18 protein-coding genes and 7 pseudogenes are annotated in these 21351 nt (G+C 67.8%); 17 read left to right on the top strand and 8 right to left on the bottom strand.

All coding sequences use genetic code 11. The annotated features are described in order from the left end of the window. The first annotated feature begins 2 nt into the window (after positions 1 to 2). The 9 genes and pseudogenes from SACE_RS12605 to SACE_RS12560 form a co-directional block, all read left to right on the top strand. Positions 3 to 1400, top strand: a complete 1398-nt coding sequence (locus SACE_RS12605) for an MFS transporter (protein WP_231849991.1) — start codon at positions 3 to 5, stop codon at positions 1398 to 1400. Continuing rightward, on the top strand, positions 1400 to 3025 hold the full coding sequence (locus SACE_RS12600; protein ID WP_009951254.1) for an N-acyl-D-amino-acid deacylase family protein: 1626 nt from the start codon (positions 1400 to 1402) through the stop codon (positions 3023 to 3025). Before SACE_RS12605 ends, SACE_RS12600 begins: the two co-directional genes overlap by 1 nt. A gap of 40 nt (positions 3026 to 3065) precedes the next feature. Continuing rightward, positions 3066 to 4205 (top strand): mandelate racemase/muconate lactonizing enzyme family protein, encoded by a 1140-nt coding sequence (locus SACE_RS12595; protein WP_009951256.1) that lies wholly within the window; start codon positions 3066 to 3068, stop codon positions 4203 to 4205. A 34-nt stretch (positions 4206 to 4239) separates the two neighbouring features. Further along, positions 4240 to 5010: an SDR family NAD(P)-dependent oxidoreductase gene (locus SACE_RS12590; protein WP_009951258.1), complete on the top strand. Its 771-nt coding sequence runs from the start codon at positions 4240 to 4242 to the stop codon at positions 5008 to 5010. 14 nt (positions 5011 to 5024) lie between these two features. After that, positions 5025 to 5420, top strand: coding sequence for a sensory rhodopsin transducer (locus SACE_RS12585; RefSeq protein ID WP_009951259.1), 396 nt, complete (start codon positions 5025 to 5027; stop codon positions 5418 to 5420). A gap of 9 nt (positions 5421 to 5429) precedes the next feature. Beyond that, a pseudogene (locus SACE_RS12575) lies at positions 5430 to 6148 on the top strand (PIG-L deacetylase family protein). A gap of 33 nt (positions 6149 to 6181) precedes the next feature. Next, entirely contained in the window at positions 6182 to 7570 is a 1389-nt protein-coding gene (locus SACE_RS12570; RefSeq protein ID WP_009951262.1) for a sugar porter family MFS transporter, read from the top strand. Positions 7571 to 7984: 414 nt separating this feature from the next. Continuing rightward, positions 7985 to 8422: pseudogene (locus tag SACE_RS36360) on the top strand (helix-turn-helix domain-containing protein); the annotation flags it as partial. A gap of 4 nt (positions 8423 to 8426) precedes the next feature. Further along, positions 8427 to 8849: pseudogene (locus SACE_RS12560) on the top strand (IS5 family transposase); the annotation flags it as partial. A gap of 2 nt (positions 8850 to 8851) precedes the next feature. On the opposite strand, the pseudogene SACE_RS12555 reads toward SACE_RS12560, so the two are convergent. The 3 genes and pseudogenes from SACE_RS12555 to SACE_RS12545 form a co-directional block, all read right to left on the bottom strand. Then, positions 8852 to 9372: pseudogene (locus SACE_RS12555) on the bottom strand (IS5 family transposase); the annotation flags it as partial. 377 nt (positions 9373 to 9749) lie between these two features. Then, the gene (locus SACE_RS12550) at positions 9750 to 9950 is read right to left on the bottom strand and encodes an IS3 family transposase (protein WP_009951529.1); all 201 of its coding nucleotides are present in this window, start codon (positions 9948 to 9950) and stop codon (positions 9750 to 9752) included. A 450-nt stretch (positions 9951 to 10400) separates the two neighbouring features. Next, on the bottom strand, positions 10401 to 10967 hold the full coding sequence (locus SACE_RS12545; protein ID WP_011873739.1) for a TetR/AcrR family transcriptional regulator: 567 nt from the start codon (positions 10965 to 10967) through the stop codon (positions 10401 to 10403). 110 nt (positions 10968 to 11077) lie between these two features. Between SACE_RS12545 and SACE_RS12540 the strand changes: the two genes are divergently transcribed. The 4 genes and pseudogenes from SACE_RS12540 to SACE_RS40095 form a co-directional block, all read left to right on the top strand. Continuing rightward, on the top strand, positions 11078 to 11998 hold the full coding sequence (locus tag SACE_RS12540) for a TIGR03564 family F420-dependent LLM class oxidoreductase (protein WP_009951533.1): 921 nt from the start codon (positions 11078 to 11080) through the stop codon (positions 11996 to 11998). Between the two features lie 328 nt (positions 11999 to 12326). Further along, positions 12327 to 13535: an AAA family ATPase gene (locus tag SACE_RS12530; RefSeq protein ID WP_231849990.1), complete on the top strand. Its 1209-nt coding sequence runs from the start codon at positions 12327 to 12329 to the stop codon at positions 13533 to 13535. 57 nt (positions 13536 to 13592) lie between these two features. Beyond that, positions 13593 to 14228, top strand: a complete 636-nt coding sequence (locus SACE_RS12525) for an MFS transporter (protein WP_009951536.1) — start codon at positions 13593 to 13595, stop codon at positions 14226 to 14228. A gap of 176 nt (positions 14229 to 14404) precedes the next feature. Then, a pseudogene (locus SACE_RS40095) lies at positions 14405 to 14635 on the top strand (transposase); the annotation flags it as partial. A gap of 39 nt (positions 14636 to 14674) precedes the next feature. Here SACE_RS40095 and SACE_RS12520 read toward each other — a convergent pair. Beyond that, complete coding sequence (locus SACE_RS12520) at positions 14675 to 15823, bottom strand: IS30 family transposase (protein ID WP_011873737.1); 1149 nt, start codon at positions 15821 to 15823, stop codon at positions 14675 to 14677. Positions 15824 to 15895: 72 nt separating this feature from the next. On the opposite strand from SACE_RS12520, the gene SACE_RS12515 reads away from it, so the two are divergent. Further along, positions 15896 to 16528, top strand: coding sequence for an IS3 family transposase (locus tag SACE_RS12515; protein ID WP_143538125.1), 633 nt, complete (start codon positions 15896 to 15898; stop codon positions 16526 to 16528). On the opposite strand, the gene SACE_RS40090 is transcribed toward SACE_RS12515, so the two are convergent. Together SACE_RS40090 and SACE_RS12510 are read right to left on the bottom strand one after the other, a co-directional pair. Further along, the gene (locus SACE_RS40090) at positions 16413 to 16688 is read right to left on the bottom strand and encodes a transposase (RefSeq protein WP_197537735.1); all 276 of its coding nucleotides are present in this window, start codon (positions 16686 to 16688) and stop codon (positions 16413 to 16415) included. The genes SACE_RS12515 and SACE_RS40090 overlap by 116 nt on opposite strands. Positions 16689 to 16919: 231 nt before the next feature. Then, on the bottom strand, positions 16920 to 17540 hold the full coding sequence (locus tag SACE_RS12510; RefSeq protein WP_011873735.1) for a TetR/AcrR family transcriptional regulator: 621 nt from the start codon (positions 17538 to 17540) through the stop codon (positions 16920 to 16922). A 167-nt stretch (positions 17541 to 17707) separates the two neighbouring features. Between SACE_RS12510 and SACE_RS12505 the strand changes: the two genes are divergently transcribed. After that, the gene (locus tag SACE_RS12505; protein WP_009951573.1) at positions 17708 to 18667 is read left to right on the top strand and encodes a quinone oxidoreductase family protein; all 960 of its coding nucleotides are present in this window, start codon (positions 17708 to 17710) and stop codon (positions 18665 to 18667) included. Positions 18668 to 18815: 148 nt separating this feature from the next. On the opposite strand, the gene SACE_RS12500 is transcribed toward SACE_RS12505, so the two are convergent. Together SACE_RS12500 and SACE_RS36340 are read right to left on the bottom strand one after the other, a co-directional pair. Continuing rightward, positions 18816 to 19154: an MFS transporter gene (locus tag SACE_RS12500; RefSeq protein ID WP_021342208.1), complete on the bottom strand. Its 339-nt coding sequence runs from the start codon at positions 19152 to 19154 to the stop codon at positions 18816 to 18818. 95 nt (positions 19155 to 19249) lie between these two features. Further along, a protein-coding gene (locus SACE_RS36340; protein ID WP_085982276.1) for an IS5 family transposase occupies positions 19250 to 20073 on the bottom strand; the annotation gives its coding sequence in 2 pieces (ribosomal slippage) (positions 19250 to 19731 and positions 19731 to 20073; 825 coding nt in all). Positions 20074 to 20312: 239 nt separating this feature from the next. Between SACE_RS36340 and SACE_RS38290 the strand changes: the two are divergent. Then, positions 20313 to 20677, top strand: a pseudogene (locus SACE_RS38290) (transposase family protein); the annotation flags it as partial. 25 nt (positions 20678 to 20702) lie between these two features. Then, positions 20703 to 21239 (top strand): annotated as a pseudogene (locus SACE_RS12485) (Ldh family oxidoreductase); the annotation flags it as partial. Between the last annotated feature and the right edge of the window lie 112 nt (positions 21240 to 21351).

Below are 21351 nucleotides of genomic sequence, written 5' to 3'. Positions count from 1 at the left end.
CGATGGTTGACCATCTGCCATTTGCGGCCTACTGTCAGCGTCCCATCAGGGAGCCCGTGGAGAGGCTGGACATGGAACGAGGGACACCAGCACGGCAAAGACGCACGGACACAGGGCGTCGAGTACCGGGCAAGGTCACGACCGCGGCGGTGCTGGGAACGGTGCTGGAGTGGTACGACTTCGCGATCTACGGGGCGATGGCCGGTGTCATCGGACGCCTGTTCTTCCCGTCGGACGATCCGACGGTCTCGCTGCTGGTGTCCCTCGCCTCGTATGCGGTGGGGTTCGTGTGCCGCCCCCTCGGCGCGATCTTGCTGGGTCGGCTCGGCGACCGTGCCGGCCGTCGGAGCATGCTCGCTCTGACGATGGTGATCGTCGGCGTCTCGAGTCTGCTCATCGGTCTGCTCCCCACGTACGCCTCGGTCGGTCTGCTCGCCCCGGCGCTGCTCGTGGCGTTGCGGATGCTCCAGGGTCTGGCGGTGGGCGCCGAGTGGACCGGCGGGGCGACGTATCTCATCGAGCACGCGCGCACCGGCAGGCGTGGCCTGTTCTCCGGCATCGTGCAGGCATCGACGGTTGCCGGGTTCCTGCTGGGGACGGGCATCGCCACCGTCATCGTCCGGGTCGTACCTGAGCAGACAGTCGATGCGTGGGGGTGGCGCGTCCCGTTTCTCGTCGGCGGCGTCGTCGCGGCGGTCGGGTTGTTCGTTCGCCTCAAGCTCGACGAGTCCCCGGCCTACCGAGCGCTTGGCGAAGAAGAGGTCCGCTCGCGTCAGATGAGCACGAACGATGTCCCCGCCACCGACAACGAGGGGCGCACAACGACTCGCCGCAACTGGCTGCTCGTACTCGGCATCGTCTTCGGCGTGACCCTCTACGGGTACACGGCGACCAGTTTTCCCACCTTCCTCACCGGCGTCGACGCCCTTCCTCTGGCGGATGCCCTGATGACCAACGTCGTAGCGCTGCTGATCGAAGTGCCCCTGATCATCGCCGCAGGTGTCCTGTCCGACCGTGTCGGACGCAAGAAGCTGATGACGGGCGCTATGGCGCTCTTCGCGCTCGGCACCTACCCGGTTTTCGCGCTCGTCGCCAGCGGCACCATCGCCGGTGCCCTCCTCGGCCAGGTCGTTTTCGTCGTCCTGTTCGCCACGGTCTCGGGCCCGATGGCCGCGATGTTCGTCGAGTTGTTCCCTACCCGGGTCCGTTCGGCCGCGTTCTCCAGCTCGTACAACATCGGCGTGGCGGTCTTCGGCGGCACCGCACCCTTCGTGAACACGTTCCTCGCGACATCGACCGGTGTCGACGTCGCCCCGGCGTTCTACCTGACTTTCGGGGCGCTGATCTCGCTCGTCTTCCTCAGCCGCGTGCGCGACGGTCACGACCAGGAGCTCCGCTGATGCCCGCGGCCACCGCCCCCGCCGTCGACTTCGTCCTGCTCGGCGGGAAGGTCGTCGACGGCTCGGGCACCCCCGCGCGGGTGGCCGACGTCGCTGTCAAAGACGGGCGGGTAGTCGCCGTCGAGAGTGGTCTGCGCGCCGAGGCGGGGCAACGCATCGATGTCACGGAGCTGACTGTTGTTCCCGGCTTCATCGACCCGCACAGCCACAGCGACTGGTCGGTCCTCGGCAATCGTGACGCCCAGAGCACCATCCGTCAGGGCGTGACGACCGAGGTCGTCGGCAACTGCGGCGTCACCTACGCACCCCTCTCCGCGGCCGGCGTCGATCCAGCCCGCAACGCGCTGAGTGCCTACGGGTACGACGGAAAGGTCACGTGGCGCGGCTTCGCAGAACTGCTCGACGTCGTGCATCGCCACGGCGGGGGAACGTCTCAGAACCTGGCGTGGTTCGTCGGGCACACGGCTCTGCGCGATGCAGCCGAGTTACGCGGTACCGGCGCCGACGCCGGCGGCATCAGGCGGATGGTCCGACACCTCGAAGAGGCGATGGACGCGGGGGCGCTCGGGATGTCGAGCGGCCTGGAGTACGGCTCCGGGCGTGATGCGACCACCGATGAGCTCACCGGCGTCGCCGCCGCGCTCGCCCGGTACGACGGCATCTACGCCAGCCACATCCGCAATCGCGACGCCCACCTTCTCGACGCCGTGGATGAGTTCCTCGCCATCGCGGGGCGCAACGGCCTTCGCGCGCAGCTATCGCACCTCAACGTCCGCCACGACACCGGCGCGCTGCCGGACGCCTGGCACGAAGCCGTCGGCCGGCTCGCCGCCGAGCGGGAGGCGGGGATGGACGTTCTCGCCGACATGACCCCCTATCCGCACGGCATCGGCCTCGCCACCGGCCTACTGCCGGGATGGCTCCTCGGCGACGGTCCTGCCCACGCCGCACGGCTACTGGACGACGCCGAAGTCCGGGCCCGGCTGCGCGGCGACTGCGACCGGTACTGGCGGTTCGTGCACAAGGGCCAGTGGGATCGCGTCGTGCTCGCGACCAGTCCGGCGACACCGGAACTGGAGGGCCTGTCCTTCCCACAGATCGCCGAGCGCCGAGGACAGGACTGCTGGGACGCCTTCTTCGACGTCCTCCAGGCCGCCGGGACGGACATGCAAGCCGTACAGCTGATGGGCCGGTTGTTCACCCCTGAACACGTTGCCGAGGCGATCGCCCACCCGCTGTTCTGCCTCGGCGTCGACGGGTTCACCAGCCGCACCGACGGGCCCCTCGCCGAACGCACACGCCACCCGCTCTTCTTCACCGGCCACACCCACTACATCGCCCACCACGTCCTACAGGCAGGCACCCTCACTCTCGAGGAGGCCGTGCGGAAGGGGACCTCGATGGTCGCCGACCGCTTCGCGCTGCACGGGCGAGGGCGCGTCCAGGTGGGAGCACACGCCGATCTCGCTGTGCTCGACCTCGCGGCCCTCGCAGCCCAGGACACGTTCGCGTTCACCGGGCGCTACGCGGCCGGGGTCCCCCACGTCATCGTCAACGGACGGCTCGTCGTCCACGACGGGCAGCATCTCGGCACCCGTGCGGGGCAGTACCTGCCCCGAAGCTGACCACGCATCAGGCACCACCACACCAACGAAACGGGAGACAGTGAAGATCATCGACATCAGGGCCACCGGACTGCGCGGCGCGACGCCCGAAGGAGGCTGGCAGGAGGAGCTGACGCAAGACGACGTCGTGCACACCCTCGTCACCGTCCACGCCGAGGACGGACTGGTCGGCATCGGCAGCGTCTTCACCAGCGAGAGCCTGGTGCGAGGCGCGCTCGAGGTGCTGCGTCCCGTGATCATCGGTGCCAACGCGCTGGAGCCCGAGCGCACCAGCGAGCGGCTGCACCGCACCACGTTCTGGATGGGACGTGGTGGATCGATCACACACGCCATCAGCGGCATCGACACCGCGCTGTGGGACATCCTCGGCAAGGCCACCGCCCAGCCGGTCGGTCGCCTCCTCGGCGGCCGCTACCGCGAGCGCGTCCGCCCGTACGCGTCCCTGCTCATGGAACAGCCCGAGCCGATGCGCGACCACCTGCTCCAGCTTCGCGATACCGGCTGGACGGCGTTCAAGATCGGCTGGGGACCGTTCGGCCGTATCGACCAGCGCCTCGACGAGCGCATCGTCGCGGCCGCACGCGAGGCAGTCGGACCCGACGCGATGCTCATGGTCGACGCCGGTGCCAGCGACAGCGCCTGGACCCAGGGCTACAAGTGGGCACTGCGCAGCGCACACATGCTTCGCGACTACGACGTCGCCTGGTTCGAGGAACCCCTGCCTCCGGACGCGATCGACGACTACACCCACCTGCGCCGCCTGGCCCCTGTCGCGATCTCCGGCGGAGAGGTGCTGACCCGCCGGCAGTCGTTCCACCCGTGGATCGAGGCCGGCGCACTCGACATCGTCCAGCCCGACGTCACCAAGGTCGGCGGCATCAGCGAGCTGCGGCGCATCGGCTGGGCGGCCCACGACCACGGCGTCAAGCTCATCCCCCACGGCTGGAACACCGCCGTCGGTCTCGCAACCGACCTCCAGCTCGCGTCCGCGCTGCCCGACACCGATCTCGTCGAGTACGTCACCGGATCGCCGTACATAGACGACATCACCGCCCGGCCCTGGCAACTCGACGACGACGGCATGCTCGCCATTCCTGACGAACCCGGCCTCGGCATCGACCTCGACCCCGGCAAGCTCGCCCAGTACACCGACGCAGTCCACCTGCTGGGCGCGGTATGACGTGCCCGGTTCGCCCATCGGACAGGAGGGCACGATGACCAGGTCCGCGCTTCTCATCACCGGGGCCGGTTCGGGAATTGGACGTGCCGTCGCCTGTGCCGCCGCCCGCGACGGCTGGTATGTCCACGCCACCGACATCGACCACGCGGCCGCGGCCGAAACACTCGACCGGGTACGGCAACGCGGCGGCCACGGCACCAGCCACGGCCTCGATGTCACGGATGCCGCCGCGGTCGCGCAGACCTTCTCCGCGCTCGACGCGGCATCAGTTCCTCTGCGCGGCCTCTTCACCGCGGCCGGAATCGACTCCGGCGGTGCCTCTCACGAGCTGGATCCAGCGGTGTGGCGGCGGGTTCTCGACGTCAACGCGACGGGCACCTTCCTCGTCGTACAGCAGGCGCTGGAGGCGATGATGCACGGCGGCGGCAGCATCGTGCTGTGCGGTTCCCCGGCCGCGCAGGTCGGGTTCGCCGCCGGAGGTGTCACCGCCTACGGCGCGTCCAAGGGCGCGATCAGCTCGATGACGCGCACGCTCGCCGTCGACTACGCGCGCTTCGGCATCCGCATCAACGCCATCGTTCCCGGTCCGACCGAGACACCTCTCATGTGGGCCAACGTGCCGTCAGCCGACGTCGAGCGCATGCGCGACCAGGTGGCACGTGAAGTCCCCCTCGGGCGGATGGCGCAACCCGAGGAGATCGCCGAATCGGTGCTCTGGTTGCTGTCAGACCGCGCCTCGTACACGACAGGATCCCTGATCGGTTGTGACGGCGGGGTCCTGGCGAAGTCCTCGATCAGTGTCTAGCGGAAGAAGCCGTGATGCATCAGCTCCAACACGAATCCAGGCTCGGGGCAACACGCTGGGCGATCGGCGACGGGTGGATCCCCCCGTACAGCACCGGTGACGACCCGGCGCTCCGCAGCCACGAAAGCGTGTGCATCTTGAACAGTGGACGCGAGGACGCCGACGTCGAAATCGTCCTGTACTTCGCCGACCGACCGCCCGTCGGCCCCTATCAGGTGACGATTCCCGCCGAACGAGTGCGGCACGTGACGCTCAACGACCTCGTCGAGCCCGAACCCGTACCTGTCGCCACCGACTTCTCCGCGGACGTGACCTCGTCCCACCCGATCGTCGTCCAGCACACCCGTCTGGACTCACGCCAGGCAGCCAACACCCTGTTCAGCACGATCGCGTTCTCCGCCGGAGCCTGAGGAAGCAGGATGACCATGCGAGTACTCGCCATCGGTGCTCACCCCGACGACGTGGAGCTGCTGTGTGGCGGCACGCTCGCGCTCTACGTCGACGCCGGCGCCCAGGTCACGATCGCGATTGCCACCAACGGGGAAGTGGGATCCAGCCACGGAACACGAGAGGAGATCGCCGAGCGACGACACGCGGAGGCACGGCTGCCGACCCGCTCGGCGCGCAGCTGATCTGGATGGGTTTTCCGGACGAGTTCCTGTTCAATGACGAAGGCACTCGTCGGCGGTTCATCGACGTGATCAGACAAGCCTCACCTGATGTCATGTTCGCGCACGCCACATCCGACTACCACCCTGATCACCGGGTTGCCGGCGAAATCGCGCTCGACGCGCGCATCCTGTGCTCGGTGCCGCTGATCGAAGGCGCGTTTGCACCGTGCTTCATACCCCATGTCTTCACGATGGACACATTGGACGGTTCGGACTTCGCGCCCGAACACGTCGTCGACATCACCGACGTCATCGAGCACAAGTCTGCCGTGCTCGGCGAGCATGCAAGCCAGCGGGAATGGCTGAACACCGCCTACGGAATGGACTACCAGGAATCCATGCGGGAGCACGGTCGGGCGCGCGGCGACCTGGTCGGAGTCCGCTACGGCGAGGCGTTCCGGAGCATCAACACCTTTCCCCAAGTCGGCGGTCCGGATCTGCTGCCGAACGTGCGAGCGGTCGCCTGACAGCCTTCACCGCACGATGAAACTGGAGTCGACATGGACAACGCCACCGCAACCGAGCGCAAGACCGATGTTTCAAGATCAAGATACACTTCGCCGTTCATCGCCTTCGTAGCCGCCCTCGGTGGCCTGCTCTTCGGCTACGACACCGGCGTCGTCTCAGGTGCACTGCTGTTCTTCAAGGACGAGTTCGCTTTGTCCTCGTTCGAGCAGGGGATCGTTGTCAGCGTGATGCAGCTCGGTGCCGTCATCGGCGCGCTCTGCTGCGGGCCTGTCTCTGACCGGTACGGCCGCCGCTGGGCGCTCGCCGGCTCAGCAGCAGCGTTCGCCTGCGGCGCGGTGCTCGCCGCGGTGGCACCAAGCTACTTCTGGCTCGTGATCGCTCGGATCGCACAGGGGCTCGGTGTTGGTTCGGCGGCGCTCACGGTTCCGGTCTACATCGCCGAGATCGCACCTCCACGTATCCGCGGCACACTCGTTTCGCTCAACCAGCTCCTGATCACGGTCGGCATTCTACTGTCCTATGTGGTCAACTACCTGCTGGCGCCCGCAGGTGCTTGGCGGTGGATGTTCGGCCTCGCCGCGGTCCCCTCGGTAATCTTGCTGCTCTCTCTTCGGTTCCTGCCGGAAAGCCCCCGATGGCTGGTCACCCGCGGCCGCATGACCGAGGCGCGTTCGACGCTCGCGGCGGTGAGCGAAAGCGATCTCGACATCGAGCGGGAAATCGCCGGTATCCGTGAGTCGGCGACCGGCGGGTCGGGCAGCTGGCGCTCGTTGTTCGGCCGCGTCGCACGGCCCGCGCTCGCGATCGGCCTGATTCTCGCCCTGTTCCAGACGATCACCGGGATCGACACGGTGATCTACTTCGCGCCGACGATCCTGCACAGTGCCGGGTTCGACGCGGTGAGCTCGGTCTTGAGCACGGTAGGGATCGGCGTGGTCAACGTCGGAATGACCGTCGTGTCGATCCTGCTGCTGGACCGGATCGGCCGCCGCGGACCGCTGCTCGCCGGTACCGCGGTGATGGCGACCGGACTGGTACTGCTCGGGTTCACCTTCAGCGGCCCGGCGGCTTCACCCAGCTGGCTCAGTGTGGTGACCTTGATGGTCTTCGTCGGCGCTTTCGCGATCGGGCTGGGGCCGGTCTTCTGGTTGATCAACGCTGAGATCTATCCCCTGCGGCTACGAGCCAAGGCGGCTGGCATGGCGACCATGACCATCTTCGGCTCGAACGCCGTGGTGTCGGCGACGTTCTTGCCGCTCGTCGATGTACTCGGGCAGGCGGGCGTGTTCTGGCTCTACGCGGCGATCACGGTGTTGGCGGTCGGCTTCATCCACTTCCGGGTCCCCGAGACGAAGGGCCGGACGCTGGAGGAGATCGAAGCGACATTGCGCTCGGGAGCTCTACGGCCGAAGTCGCGGTAGACGCGGGCTGCGCTTGCTGCTCCACATCCTCTTCGACGTCGAGCTGGGCGAACCTGTTCAGGACCGCATCGACCAGCGATAACGAAACGCGATGGTTTTGGTGCAGAGACATCTGCAGTGTCGATATCCCTCCACGTCACCCGGAACAGGACCCCACCACCAGGTAGACGACAGGGGCACGCCACACGCTGTCCACCGGCGACCACACCTCAATAGGCGACCGGCCAGCCGGTTGCGAAGCATCCCCGCGCTCGCGCGGGCCGACATCATCAACCTCGCCAGCCACATCGACCACAGTGGCGTCAGGCGTCGTGATGTAAATGTCCACCCGGTGGAGCCACGTGTGTCGCGGACGGGTGAATCCTGACCCGGTGTGGGCGGGCGAAATCGGACCCACTCCCTGACAAGTGGGGAGTGATCAGCGTGGAGGACTGGGCGGAGATCCGTCGGCTTCACCGGTGTGAGGGCATGCCGATTCGGGCGATTGCCCGCAGGTTGGGTGTCGGGCGGAACACGGTGCGGCGGGCGCTGTCGGCTGAGGGGCCGCCGCGGTATCGGCGGCCGGCGAAGGGCTCGATCGTGGATGCGGTCGAGCCGCAGGTTCGGGCGTTGTTGGCGGAGTGGCCGACGATGCCGGTGCCGGTGATCGCCGAACGGATCGGCTGGCAGCGGGGCATGACCGTGCTCAAGGACCGGGTGCGGGAGTTGCGCCCGTTGTTCCTGCCGCCGGACCCGGTGTCGCGGACGGTGTATCAGCCCGGCGAGCTGGCCCAATGCGATCTGTGGTTCCCGCCGGCCGACATCCCGCTGGGGTTCGGCCAGGTGGGGCGGCCGCCGGTGCTGGTCATGGTGTCGGGACCGCAGTGGCATCCCGCTGGCCGTGGTCATCTCCGCGGCCAACCGCAACGATCACCGGGAACTTCAGACGGTGATCGATGCGGTTGCGCCGGTCAGAGGGTCTGCCGGACGGCCTCGACGTCGGCCGCGCAAGCTGCACGCCGACAAGGGCTACGACTATCCGGTCTGCCGACACGCGTTGCGTCGGAGAGGAATCATCGCCCGGATCGCTCGCCGGGGTATCGAGTCGACCACCCGGCTGGGACGCCACCGCTACGTCATCGAACGCACCCTGGAGTGGGTTTCCCGGTTCCGTCGGCTGGCTCGCCGCTACGAGCGCAAGGCCGCCCACTACGCGGCATTCGCCAGCCTGGCCTGCGCGGTGATCTGCTACCGCCGCGCCGCCAAACTGGATCTGCTCACCCATAACAACCCCAAATGAGATCCCGTCTTACCACGGATCGTGGGCAGAGCCTCGACCAGCGGGATGAGTTGGGTGCTGTCGTGGCGGTTGCCGCCGGTGACCGTCACTGCCAGTGGGATACCGCCGGCGTCGGTGATCACATGGTGTTTGGTGCCGGTGCGAGCCCGATCGACGGGCGAGGGGCCCGTCGCCGCCCCCCTTTGAGCGCCCGCACATGCGATCCGTCGACCACCACAGTGTTCAGGTCGAGCCGATCCAAAGCCCGAAGCTGGTCCAGCAGCAGCTCGTGCACCGCGTTGAACACCCCGGCCTCGCTCCAGTCCCGCAACCGCCGCCAGCACGTCACTCCGGAACATCCCGCCACCTCGTGCGGTAGTTCCCGCCAGGTGATCCCGGTCTTGAGCACGAACACGATCCCGGCCAGAGCGGCCCGATCGTCGACCGGCAACCGGCCCGGGTACCGGCTCCGGCGAGGCGGACGCGCCGGGAGCAACGGCTGCACCCGAGACCACAACTGATCTGGCACCAACTCCTCGATCACACCATGACCATGCACCGAGTCGATCAACCATCGCTATCAGACACGCCCATTATTCTGAAACGAGTTGTTAATGAAGGGCCGTCCCGGCGGGGACGGCGAGACAGTAGCGAGTTGGCGATGTTTGCCTGGCCCGAGCCTCAATGAAGGGCCGTCCCGGCGGGGACGGCGAGCGGTGCAGCACAGCCCGTGTCGCGCGTACGGCGGCGTCGCCTCAATGAAGGGCCGTCCCGGTAGGGACGGCGAGCTGGGCGATCCGCTCCCCGTCACGCTCGACCAGGCGGCCTCAATGAAGGGCCGTTCCGGTAGGGACGGCGAGGTGTTCCACGTCGAGCTGTAAGGCTGCCCTTGAGGTTCCCCCGAGAACTCGGAGGGGTTGGTTACCTGGTTCCGGTTGGGGATGCTGGGATCGTATCCGGTAGGGGCTGGACTTCCTGGTTGGCGTGCCAGGCGCTCTCGTATTCGTCGGGTGAGAGCCAGCCCAGGTCCTTCTGGATGCGCTGGGTGTTGTACCAGCCGTCGATGTAGCCGAAGATCGCGTTTTCGGCCTCGTCCCGGGTTCGCCAGGAGTTCCGATACACGAGTTCGATCTCGCATGGGCATCGGCGACCGCGTCTGACCGGGAAACGGGCTAAAAGGAGGGGCGGCGCGGTGTGCTGAGCGCACCGCGCCGCCTGCTTGTCCCCGTATCGGTGTGGCAGGTGCGAAGAAACCTGCCCTCTCCCAACGAGCCGCCCGTCATGCCCGCGGCCGGAGGGGGCCGTGCTGGCCGGAAACGGCGAAGTCGAGACCAACCACGGACGCCTCACCGCCCCCTGCGTCCACAGTGGAGAGAATTCGGCCGGTGCCGCCGTGGGCAGTCATCGTCCTGCTCTCGTTGTCCCCGGAGCGCGTCATGTTCGCAAAGATCGGCATCGCCGTCGGTGTGTGCCTGTCGTTATTCGCCGTCGTGATCGCTGCTGCAGTCGGCGCCTATGTCTCGATGTTTGCCGGTGGAGCTGGCTCGGTGACGTGCATCCGGCTGACCCGTGTTACCAGTTCTCCGCCGTCCTGCGCAGCTCCTCGAAGATCGAGCGCAGGTGGTGTCGCAGCGTGCGCCCTCGGGGGTCGGCCAGCCAGTTGTCCGTGCCGAGTCGGTAGGCGGCCACGGCGGCGGCAGCGGTCAGGGCAGCCGAGGTGTTGGAGCTTCCCCGCGCCCGCAGGGCACCGGTGATCGCCGTGTCGAGTGCGGCCATCTTGGCCAGTTCGCGTTCTCGCAGTTCGGCACGGGTGTCGAGAATCCGCCTGCGGCGCTGCGCCGCATCCCGACGCCGGTCGAACCACTCGGTGTCAACTGTGAGGGCGGCGATGATCACGTCGAGCGGGGATCGGTCCGCGGGTGCGGCGCCCACCGCTTCGACGACATCGGCGATGAACCGGTCCTGGTCGGGGAAGAGCACCTCGCGCTTGTCGACGAAGTGGTTGTAGAAGGTGCGCTCGGTCAGCCCGGCGCTCTGCGTGATGTCGGCGACAGTGGTGCGCTCGTAGCCGCGTTCGGAGAACAACTCGATCGCGGCGCGCTGCAACCGTTCCTGCGCCCCGGCCGGCCATCGTCCCATTGCACCAGCCTAGGCGATTACAGGGGCTGTAATCAACGCGCGTAGACTGATTGCAGTCCCTGTAATCAGTTGAAGGAGCTGTGATGACTAGCGCGGGAATCCGGATCGGAGTGTTTCTGGGGGGAACGTTCGCGCAAGAGCCGGGTATCGGCAACATCGTGGACCGGGCTGTCGAGCTGGCTCACGAGGCGGCGGACGCGGGCGTGCACACGCTCTGGTTCGGGCAGGGAGTGGACTTCGATGCGATCCAGCTGGCGGCGCACGTGGGTCGGGCCGAGCCCAGGGTCCACGTCGGTACGTCGACGGTGCCGATGTACCCGCGTCATCCCCTGCTCGTCGCCGCGGCGGCGAAGACCGCGCAGGCCGCCACCGCCGGGCGGTTCCGGCTCGGCGTCGGGCTCGGCGCGCGGAACCTGCTCGAGCCGGAGTTCGGCTTGCCGTACCCGCCGCAGATCCGGCACCTGCGCGAGTACTTCGCCGCGCTACGCCCGCTGCTCGACGGGGACGACTCCGCATTCGAGGGCGAGACCCTCGTATCGCGCCCGGTCACGCCGACCGCGGTGGCCGGAGCCGCACCGGCGATCCCGATCCTGGCCGCCGCGATGGGACCACGGGCGCTCGCGGTTGCCGGTGAGCTCGCCGACGGCACGGCGACCTACCTCGCGGGACCGCGCACGCTCGCCGAACGGATCGTCCCGGGGATCACCGAAGCCGCTGCCGCGGTCGGGCGGCCGGCACCGCAGATCGTGGCCGGTGTGCCCGCGGTGGTCACCGACGACGTCGCCGCCGCCCGCGCCCACGCGGCGGACGTCCTCGGCTTCTACGACAACATCCCCTCCTACCAGAAGGTGGTCGCGACTGAGGGGCTGTCGAGCGCGGCCGACCTGCTGCTCGCCGGAGGCGAGGACACCGTCGCCGCCGGCCTGCGCCGCTACATCGACGCCGGGGCCACCGAGATCATGATCAGCCACGCCGAGCTCTTCGGAGAACAAGCACGCGCACGCACCTGGGCTCTCGCCCGGCGTCTGTGAAAGGAGGACGACCTCGGCCTATCCGTGTACGAAACCCATCGGCAACCGGACGCCGGTCGCGGACCACAGGGTGCTGGATGCTGGCACCCTCGGGAGATGCGAGCGCACTGTGGGTGCGTTCGATAATCCAAGGGAAACTTCCCCGCCGAGCCTGGTGACACCAAGCTGCTGGCTGCCACCGAGCTCGGTGAACCCGGTCGCGCACCATCTACCCGACGCGTCCCATACGACCGCGGTTCCGCCCGGGCTGGCGCGCGGCATCGCCGACCTCTGCTTGTCCCCGTATCGGTGTGGCAGGTGCGACGAGAACTCAACTGACGGTGGTGTTGTGCGCGTCGCGTTATCGGCGTCGTGCTTTCGCGGATCTTTCGGCGAGGTCGAGCATGTAGGCGGTGCGGGCGTGGTGGGCTCGCTGATGCCGTTCCTCGGCGGTGAGGCGCCCGTCGGGGTCGACTTGCCGTTCGAAGCGGGCCAGGAAAGCGAGGGTGGCGGGGCGGGTTCGTGCCGTGCGGTCGGTGGTGTTGGCCCAGGAGGCGTGGGCGGCGATGCGCGCCCGGCGGCTGCGCTGGGCCGGGGTAATGCCCTGGTGGTTAGACATCGTCGCCGATCCGGAGTCGGTCTTGGACTTGCTGGGCCGGGCGAGCTGGCTGGGTATCCGGCGCCGGTGATGTATGTGGCCACCGAGGATTCCTGGGAGTACACCCTGGCACCGCGGTTGGCCGCGGCCGGTGCCGATCTGGATCGGGTGCTGGCCGTGCACACCGAATCGCGGCTTGGTGACGAGGTGGCGGTGGGCACGGTGTCGTTGTCGGTGGACATGCCGGCCCTGAAGGCGGCGGTGCAGGCTACGGGGACGCGGGTGGTCGTGCTGGATGCGTTGCTGTCGGCGATGACCGGTGCTGATCTGGCCAAGCAGGGGGTGGTGCGTTCGCTGCTGGAACCGTTGTCCCAGCTGGTGCAGGAGTGCGGGCTCGCGATCGTCGGCATCGCGCACTTCCGCAAATCCGCCGGCACTGATCCCCTGTTGATGATCTCGGGTTCGGCGGAGTTCGGCCAGGTCGTGCGCTCCGCGCTCGGGTTCGCCCGCGACCCGGCGGCTGAGGACGGGTCGTGCGTGTTGTCGTTGATCAAGACGAACCTGGCCCCGATGGGGACCCGATCGCTGCGCTATTGCATCAAGCCGGCGAGCGCGGAAGCGGAGGATGGCCGGTCGGCGTCGGTGGGCAGGTTCGAGTTGGTTGGGGAGTCCGAGCAGACCGTCGCCGAGCTGCTGGTCGCGGTGCCGGTTTCCCGGGACGAGCAGGCCGAACGGGCGGAGGCTCAGGAATGGCTGCGCCGCTATCTCGTCGAGGCCGGTGGGCGGGCGGAGGCGGGCACGGTGATCCGCGCGGCGGAGGCGGCGGGGTTGTCCCGGGACCAGGTCAAGAAAGCCCGCCGCAAGATCGGCGCACGAACCACCAAGGCCGGTTTCGCCGGTAGCGGCTGGGAATGGGTCCTGTCCGATGGCGACGAAGGTGCCGAAGGTGCGCACGAGTAAAGCGGCACCTTCGGCACCTTCGGGCACTGTTGCTGCGAAGGTGCCGCGGCCACCGGGGTGGCTGAAGGCGCGCGCGGCCTGCGCGAACTGCTTGGCATCCGCAGCTTCCGCTACCTGCTGGCGCAGCGGCTGTTCTCGGGCCAGAACGTGATGATGAGCTTCGGGATCGTGTTCCTGGTCGAGGAACGCGGGTTCTCGACCTCGACGGCATCGCTGGCGGCGCTGCCGTTCTCACTGGGGTACGTCGTCGGCACCCTCCTCGGCGGGCGACTCCTGGACCGCCTCCACCTTGCCCTCCCCCGAAGCGGCCGCGTGATCAGGCTCCAGGCCAGCCAACTCGCCTTCGCCGCCGTCGCCTTCGTCGCGCTGCAGCTCGCGGCGGAGGGCATCGCGCCGTACGTGGTGCTGTTCGCGATGCTCGGGCTGCTCCAGGGGCAGGTCCCGGTGGTGAACCGCCCGCTGGTGATGGGGGTCGTCCCGCCGCACCTTCGTTCCCTGGCTTTCGCCGTGTCCGTCTACCTGGTCGAATCCGTCGCATACGGCGGCTACGCGCTGCTCGCGGGCTACCTCGGTGACCAGATCGGGCTACAACCCGCGCTGCTGCTCATCACGGTCGCGCTCACCGTGGCGAACGGCCTCGCCTCGGCCGCCCTGTACCGCCCTTACGCCCGCGACAGCACCGACATCTCCTGAGCCGATCCGCACCCTTTCCTGCCCGGTGCGGGCTCAGCGCCGCACTACTCGAACAGATCCTCACTCTCTACGCCACCGCCATCAACGAGCCCACCCTCGAAAACATTGTCAGATAACACGCGGGTGAGGTGTACCAAGGATCTTGGACAGGGCCTCTCGATTGAGAGGATGTACCTGTGCCGGAGAAGCGTCGGAAGTTCAGTCCGCAGTTCAAGGCTGAGGCGGTGCAGCTGGTCGTAGCCAGCGGCCGTCCGGTGGCCGAGGTGGCTCGGGAGCTGGAGAGCAACCCCGGGACCCTGGGCAACTGGGTGCACGCCTGGCGGCGGGACAACCCCGAACCCGACACCGAGATGAGTCCTGTGGAGCGTGCCCGGTTGAGCGAGCTGGAGGCCGAGGTCCGGCGGCTGCGGATGGAGAACGAGTTCCTGAAAAAAGCAGCCTTAGATTCAACCGGTCAAGGCAACAGCCTCTGCGGGGGTGCGGAAGCCGAGGCACTTGCGGGGTCTGGTGTTGAGCTTGGTGGCGATCGCGTCGAGCTCAGCCTGGGTGAACGTCGCGAGGTTGGTGCCCTTGGGCAGGTACTGGCGCACCAGCTTGTTGGTGTTCTCGTTCGTGCCGCGCTGCCAAGGGCTGCGTGGCGCGGCGAAAAACACATCTACCCCGGTGGCAGCGGTGAATCGCTTATGTTCGGCCAATTCCATACCCCGGTCCCACGTCAGCGTGTCGCGTAGCCGCGGGTCCAGGCCAGCGTAGGTCTTGATCAGCTCGGGAACGACGACGGTGCTGTGACGGCTGGGGAGTTTCACGATCACGAGATACCGCGTCTTGCGGTCGACCAGGGTGGCGACCTGGCTGTGGTTCGCCCCGATCACGAGGTCGCCTTCGAAGTGCCCGAGGGTGCTGCGGTCCTGGGCGGTATCGGGGCGTTGCTCGATCGGTCGGGCGTCTATGATCTGGGATCGCCATTGGCCCTTGACCGTGTTGCGCTTGTTCTTGCGGATCGGCCTACCGGTTCGCAGCCGCTTGCACAACTCTCGTGGAATCACCTTCCAGCGGGTGGTGTAGATCGATCGGTAGATCGTCTCGTGGCTGATTGTCCTCTCTGCGGCGTCGCCACCGTGCCGACGCAGGTGGCCCACGATCTGTTCAGGAGACCATTCTTCCCCCAGCAGAGCCACAATCTCGTCACGCAACGCAGGCTGGCGAGCAAGCAGGCATGGTTTCGGCCGGCGAGCCTGCTCACGCGCACGTTCCTGGGCTGCGGTAGCCCGGTAGGCGTGGCGACCGCCGTTCTTGGTGACTTCCCGGCTGATCGTCGACACCGCTCGCTGCAAGAACGCGGCGATCGCTTGAAACGAGTATCCCGCGCTCAATCCCCGGGAAATCTCTTCTCGCTCAGGCAGTGTCAGCGATCCAGCACGCTGTCTGCGGGACTGCGGAGCGATGCCGCCGTGGTGCTTGAGGACAGTGAACACCGAGCCCGGCGGCTTGCCGATCTCACGAGAGATGACGCTGATCGACTCCCCCGCCCTCCACCGCCGCCACAGGTCCTCCTTCATCTCATCCGACATCCCAGGCCGACCCAGCCTCGCCACGCGCGCTCCTCAACCAGCAGTGTTGCTCTGACCGGTTGAATCTAAGGCGGCCTTCTTCGCCCGGACGCAGGACTGAATCAGCGCTGCGCGCTGATCGAGGCGGAGAAGGCCCACTACAGCATCGCGTGGATGTGCCGCATGCTCGGTGTGTCCCGCTCGTCGTTCTATGCCTGGCGCCACCGCGCCGAAACCCCGACCCGGACCCGCCGGCGCGAGCTGGCCGAGCACGTACGGCGTGTTTTCGATGACTCCCGTCAGACCTACGGGTGCCGGCGGGTCTGCGCTCAGCTTGCCCGGGAGGGCATCGCGGCCAGCGTGGGCCTGGTCGCCGACCTCATGCGCGAACTGGGCCTGACCGCGGTGCAGCCCCGTGCCTACAAGACCACCACCGTGCCCGGTGAAGAGCCGATTATCAGCCCGGATCTGCTCGATCGGGACTTCACCGCCCAACAACCGGGAAACAGACTCGTCGGCGATATCACCTACCTGCGCACCGGCGAGGGCTGGCTCTACCTCGCTACGGTGATTGATCTGGCCACCCGCATGGTCATCGGCTGGGCCATGGCCGAGCACATGCGCACCAGCCTGGTCATCGACGCGTTGGCCATGGCCCGCACCCACGGGCATCTCCGCGACGGAGCGGTGTTTCATTCCGACCGCGGAGCCCAATACACCTCGAAGGAGTTTTCCCGCTACTGCTGGTGATCCCGGGCATCTGCCCGGTATCGATGAGATGCTGGCGGCGCCAGTTGTAGATCGTCTGATCGCTGATGCCGAGATCGTGCGCGACCTGCGCGACAGGCCGGCCAGACTCGACGAGATCAAGAACCTTGCGGCGGAATTCCGCGGGATACCGGCGGGGCAACGAACCTCCCAGAGGTCGAGTAGATCACTGAGTATCCAGTAACCCGACTCCACCGAACCGGGGGTAGATCAAAGCCTCCGGCAAAGCGGGGGAACCTCAACGGCGCGTGGAAACCGGGAGCCTGGACGAAGACCCGCTGTCGATCAGGGAGGAAAGTAGCGCGGAGGTGTGACATGGCGTCGATGCACCTGGTGCTGCCCGAGGAGCTGCGTCGGGCTCCGGTGCGGGCGCTCAGCGTCGTGGCTGTGTGCCGTGGAGCGTCAGGTCGAGTAGGGGCAGCCACACCGCGTCCACGATCTCGACGATCGTCTCGTCCGGCACCGCGCCCGTGCCCATCAGCAAGTCGTGGCGCAGCAGGTCGAAGGGCAGGTTCACCACGCGTTCGGGCCGCGGTACCTCGGCAAGCTCGCCGCGCTCGACTGCGCTGTCGACGAGCTGTGCGAAGGGGGGTTTCTCGTCCGCGAGGCGGAGGCGGCTGCGCAGGTCGCTGAAGTTGGTGCCGGTCTCGCGGAAGTAGTCCGCCAGCTGGATACGCATGAGCATCACCGTGCGGGCCCGCTCGGCGTTGACCGCGCGCAGCAGGGCGAGGGCGTCCTGGCGCAGGCTGCCGGTGTCCGGGATCTCGAGCGGATACCAGTGCCGGGTGAGTGTGGCGATCAGGAGGTCCGCGCGTTGCGGCCAGCGCCGGTAGAGCACCGGTTTGCTGGTCCCGGCGTGCGCTGCGACGGCCTCGAACGTGAAACCGTTGTAACCCCGCTCGACCAGCACCTCCCAGGCGGCATCAATGATCGCGTTCTCCAGAACGGCGCCCCTGCGCCGGGCGGGAGTGCTCTTCGTGCGCCCCTCACTCACCGCTACCCCCCGTACGTCGATTTCGAGGCTTTCCACCAGACAGTTAGACCCGCTTGCGTATCTTAACCCGCCGTCGTAGGCTCGGAGCATATAAGATACGGCTCCGTTTCTTACGGATGGCGGTGTCGTCCACCTCACGGAGTCACGCACCAGGCAAGGAAACGCACATGCCCTTGATCAACGCCGCGCTCGTGGAGTCCTTCGACGAGCCGCCACACTTCCGTTCCATCCCCGCTCCCGAGGCCGCCCCCGGCCAGGAGGTGGTGGACGTCCTCGCCGTCGGCGTGCACCCCGCCACCCGGGGCATCGCCGCGGGCAAGCACCACACGAGCCCCCAGTCGCTGCCCGCCCTGGCGGGTGCCGACGCGGTCGTCCGCCGGGCGGACGGCAGTCTCGCCTACGTCATGGTGATGGGCGCCGGCACCCTGGCCGAGCGCATCGTCATCGATCCCGCCACCGCCATCCCTGTCCCGGGCGGAGCGGATCCCGCACTTCTGGTCGCCACCATGAACCCCGCCCTGTCCTCGTGGTGCGCGCTACGCACCCGGGTGCCCTTCCAGGCCGGGCAGTCGGTCCTGGTGCACGGCGCGACCGGCAACGCCGGATCGATGGCCATCAAGGTCGCCAAGCACCTCGGCGCCGCGCGCGTGATCGCCGCGGGACGCAACCGCGCCCGCCTCGACGAACTCACAGGCCAGGGCGCGGACCACATCGTCCAGCTCACCCCCGACCAGGACGTCACCGCGGCCGCGCTCGCCGAGGCCGCCGCAGACGTCGACGTGGCCCTCGACTACGTGTGGGGACCGCCCACCGAGCTCGCGATGCGCGCAGTCCTCGGGGCCCGCACCCAGCACACCCGCCTGCTCGACTGGGTACAGATCGGCGGCATGGGCGGAGACGCGATCACCCTGTCCGGGCACGCCCTGCGCTCCAACGCGTTCCGCGTCCTGGGCAGCGGCTTCGGCTCGGTGGACATGCAGATCATGCAGCGGGAGTTCACCCAGCTCATCACCGTGATCGCCGCAGGCGCAATGGCCGTGCGCCCGCACCCGTTCCCGCTGGCCGAGGTCGAAGCGGCCTGGGCACACCACGACGCACCCGGCGAGCGCACCGTCATCATCCTGTGACACATGGCGCCCCCAGCGGCCAACGGTCAAGGACGTCCTGAGTCCGCACATCCGCGGACCTGGCCCGGCGCGCAGCTAGTCGTCGGGCCCGCGGCCTTCGCCCCGACGACGGACGCGACCGCTCAGGACGCGTTGGTGGCCAGCGCGGTCAGCAGCCGGGCGCCGAGGACGAGCGGGAAACTCGTACTGATTGCGACGATGCGTGTCCGATCGCGAATACCACCAACGCGAGGCCCGATGCCCGCTGGCACGCCAGCCTGAGGGTGAGGATCGCCATCGTCGGGGTGTCGACGATCATCCCGACCGCGAACATGATGATCACCCGAGCCACGTATGTGACCGAGATCCCGACGTCACCGACGATCTCGGGGAGGACGCCGGCAACGACGTACCCGGTCGTGCCCATCAGAAAGACACCAACGGCCAACACGCAGGTCACGAGAGGCAGATGGCCGGTGCTCGCCGCGGGCAGGGTTGCTGTGGGCATGATGTGCTCGAATCGCTTCCTGCGGGGAATGAGTGGCCCGATCAGGACGGCAGGTTCGCTCTCAGGCTAGAAGTCCCGGTTGCTTAGACGGGATTTCATTTGGGGTTGTTATGGGTGAGCAGATCCAGTTTGGCGGCGCGGCGGTAGCAGATCACCGCGCAGGCCAGGCTGGCGAATGCCGCGTAGTGGGCGGCCTTGCGCTCGTAGCGGCGAGCCAGCCGACGGAACCGGGAAACCCACTCCAGGGTGCGTTCGATGACGTAGCGGTGGCGTCCCAGCCGGGTGGTCGACTCGATACCCCGGCGAGCGATCCGGGCGATGATTCCTCTCCGACGCAACGCGTGTCGGCAGACCGGATAGTCGTAGCCCTTGTCGGCGTGCAGCTTGCGCGGCCGACGTCGAGGCCGTCCGGCAGACCCTCTGACCGGCGCAACCGCATCGATCACCGTCTGAAGTTCCCGGTGATCGTTGCGGTTGGCCGCGGAGATGACCACGGCCAGCGGGATGCCACTGCGGTCGCTCATCGCGTGGATCTTCGAGCCGGGCTTGCCTCGATCCACCGGGCTGGGGCCGGTCAGGTCCCCCTTTTGCCCGCCCGGATATGCATGCTGTCCACCGACGCCCGGGACCAGTCGATCGCTCCAGCGGTGCCGAGCAGGTCCAGCAGTTCCTGGTGCAGCCGGGTGAACACGTCGGCTTGGGACCACTCGGTGAACCGGCGGTGTGCGGTGGCGCAGCTGACTCCGAACGAGGTGGGCAGCGCTGACCAGGCGCACCCGGTTTGCAGCACGTACAGGATCGCGGCCAGCACCGCGCGGTCGTCCAGCCGACGCCGACCTCCGCCCTGGTGGCGTTGCGGCGCTTCGGGCAACAGCGAACGCGCCAGCAGCCACAACGGCTCCGGACACCACTTCTCCACATCGCTCACAGTTGATCAACGATATCCCCCGCCCAAGGGCACACCCAAATGAGATGTGGTCTAAGGGGTCTTTGCATAATGATCATGGTCTGGGCATGGTGGCTGGCGTAGTTGATCGTTTGTTGGGAGCGTGGGATGGCTCGCCCGAGGCCGTGGGAGGTCAGCGACGAGCTGTGGGCGTTGATCGAGCCGTTGCTGCCGAAGCATCCGCGCCGGTTTCGGCATCCGGGTCGGCGTGGGGAAGCAACCGCAACGGCGTCACCCAGCTGGTGCCGCTGATCGAGGCGACCCCACCGGTCTGAGGCAGACGGGGTCGGCCCCGCCGCAAGCCCCGTGAGCTCTATGCGGACCGGGCCTACGACCATGACATCTACCGGGACAAGCTGCGAGCCCGGAACATCACGCCTCGTATCGCTCGCCGCGGTGACGAACACGGCTCTGGGCTTGACCGGTTGCCGTGGGTGGCCGAAGCCGCATCGCCTGGCTTCACGGCCCGCGCCGCCTGCGGATTCGTTGGGAAGCCCGCGACGACATCCACGAGGGGTTCCTGCAACTCGCCCACTGCATGATCCTCACCGCCGAACTCCCCGCACACGCATTCTGAAACGACCCCTAAATCCGGCCAAGCCTACGACGCTTCGGGGGCGCCGACGCTCGACCCGACCGCGGCGCTCGAGGGGGCGTTCAGCGTGTGGGGTGGACACAAGGGCTCCGGGCTGGCCATGGTCGTGCGGTTGTCCGGCATGATGACCGGCGCAGCCGCCGCCCCGCCGGGCGTTTCGGACTGCGCTCTGTTCATCGCGCTCGTTGATCCGGGTGTGCTGACTGAACCCGCGGACTACCGCCGCCGCATAGCAACCTTCGCCGATTCGATCCGGGCGGCCCGTCCCGTCGAGGGCGGCAGCACGGTTCGTGTTTCCTTTGATCGCTCGGTCGCGTGCCGCGAGGAGACGCTGCGGCGCGGCACGATCGACGTGCCCGAGGCAGTCGTCACGGCCCTGTGCCGGGGGGCTGAGTTCCTCGCGAGCGCGCCCAGCAGCCGTCCCGCCCCGGACCCGATGCAGAAAGCTGAGGGTCACCTTATGAACGTGGTCGTCGGCGGTTCCGACAAGGACCTGCGCCGCGAAGCAACCAGGCCCGCTAGCGATGTCATCCATCGTTGCTAACGCCCACTATGCGGCATGACCGGATGTTCGACGCTCGCGAAGTGGGCCGGTTATCGGTCCGCTGCCCCGCACACGCTCGCCGGCTGTGGGTGCCGGGGAGGTCGTCGGCGAC

Origin of the sequence: Saccharopolyspora erythraea NRRL 2338, assembly GCF_000062885.1 — a bacterium.
Lineage (GTDB): Bacteria > Actinomycetota > Actinomycetes > Mycobacteriales > Pseudonocardiaceae > Saccharopolyspora_D > Saccharopolyspora_D erythraea.
The sequence above is the reverse complement of the archived record's forward strand: the minus strand, read 5'-3'. Positions and strand labels throughout refer to the sequence as shown.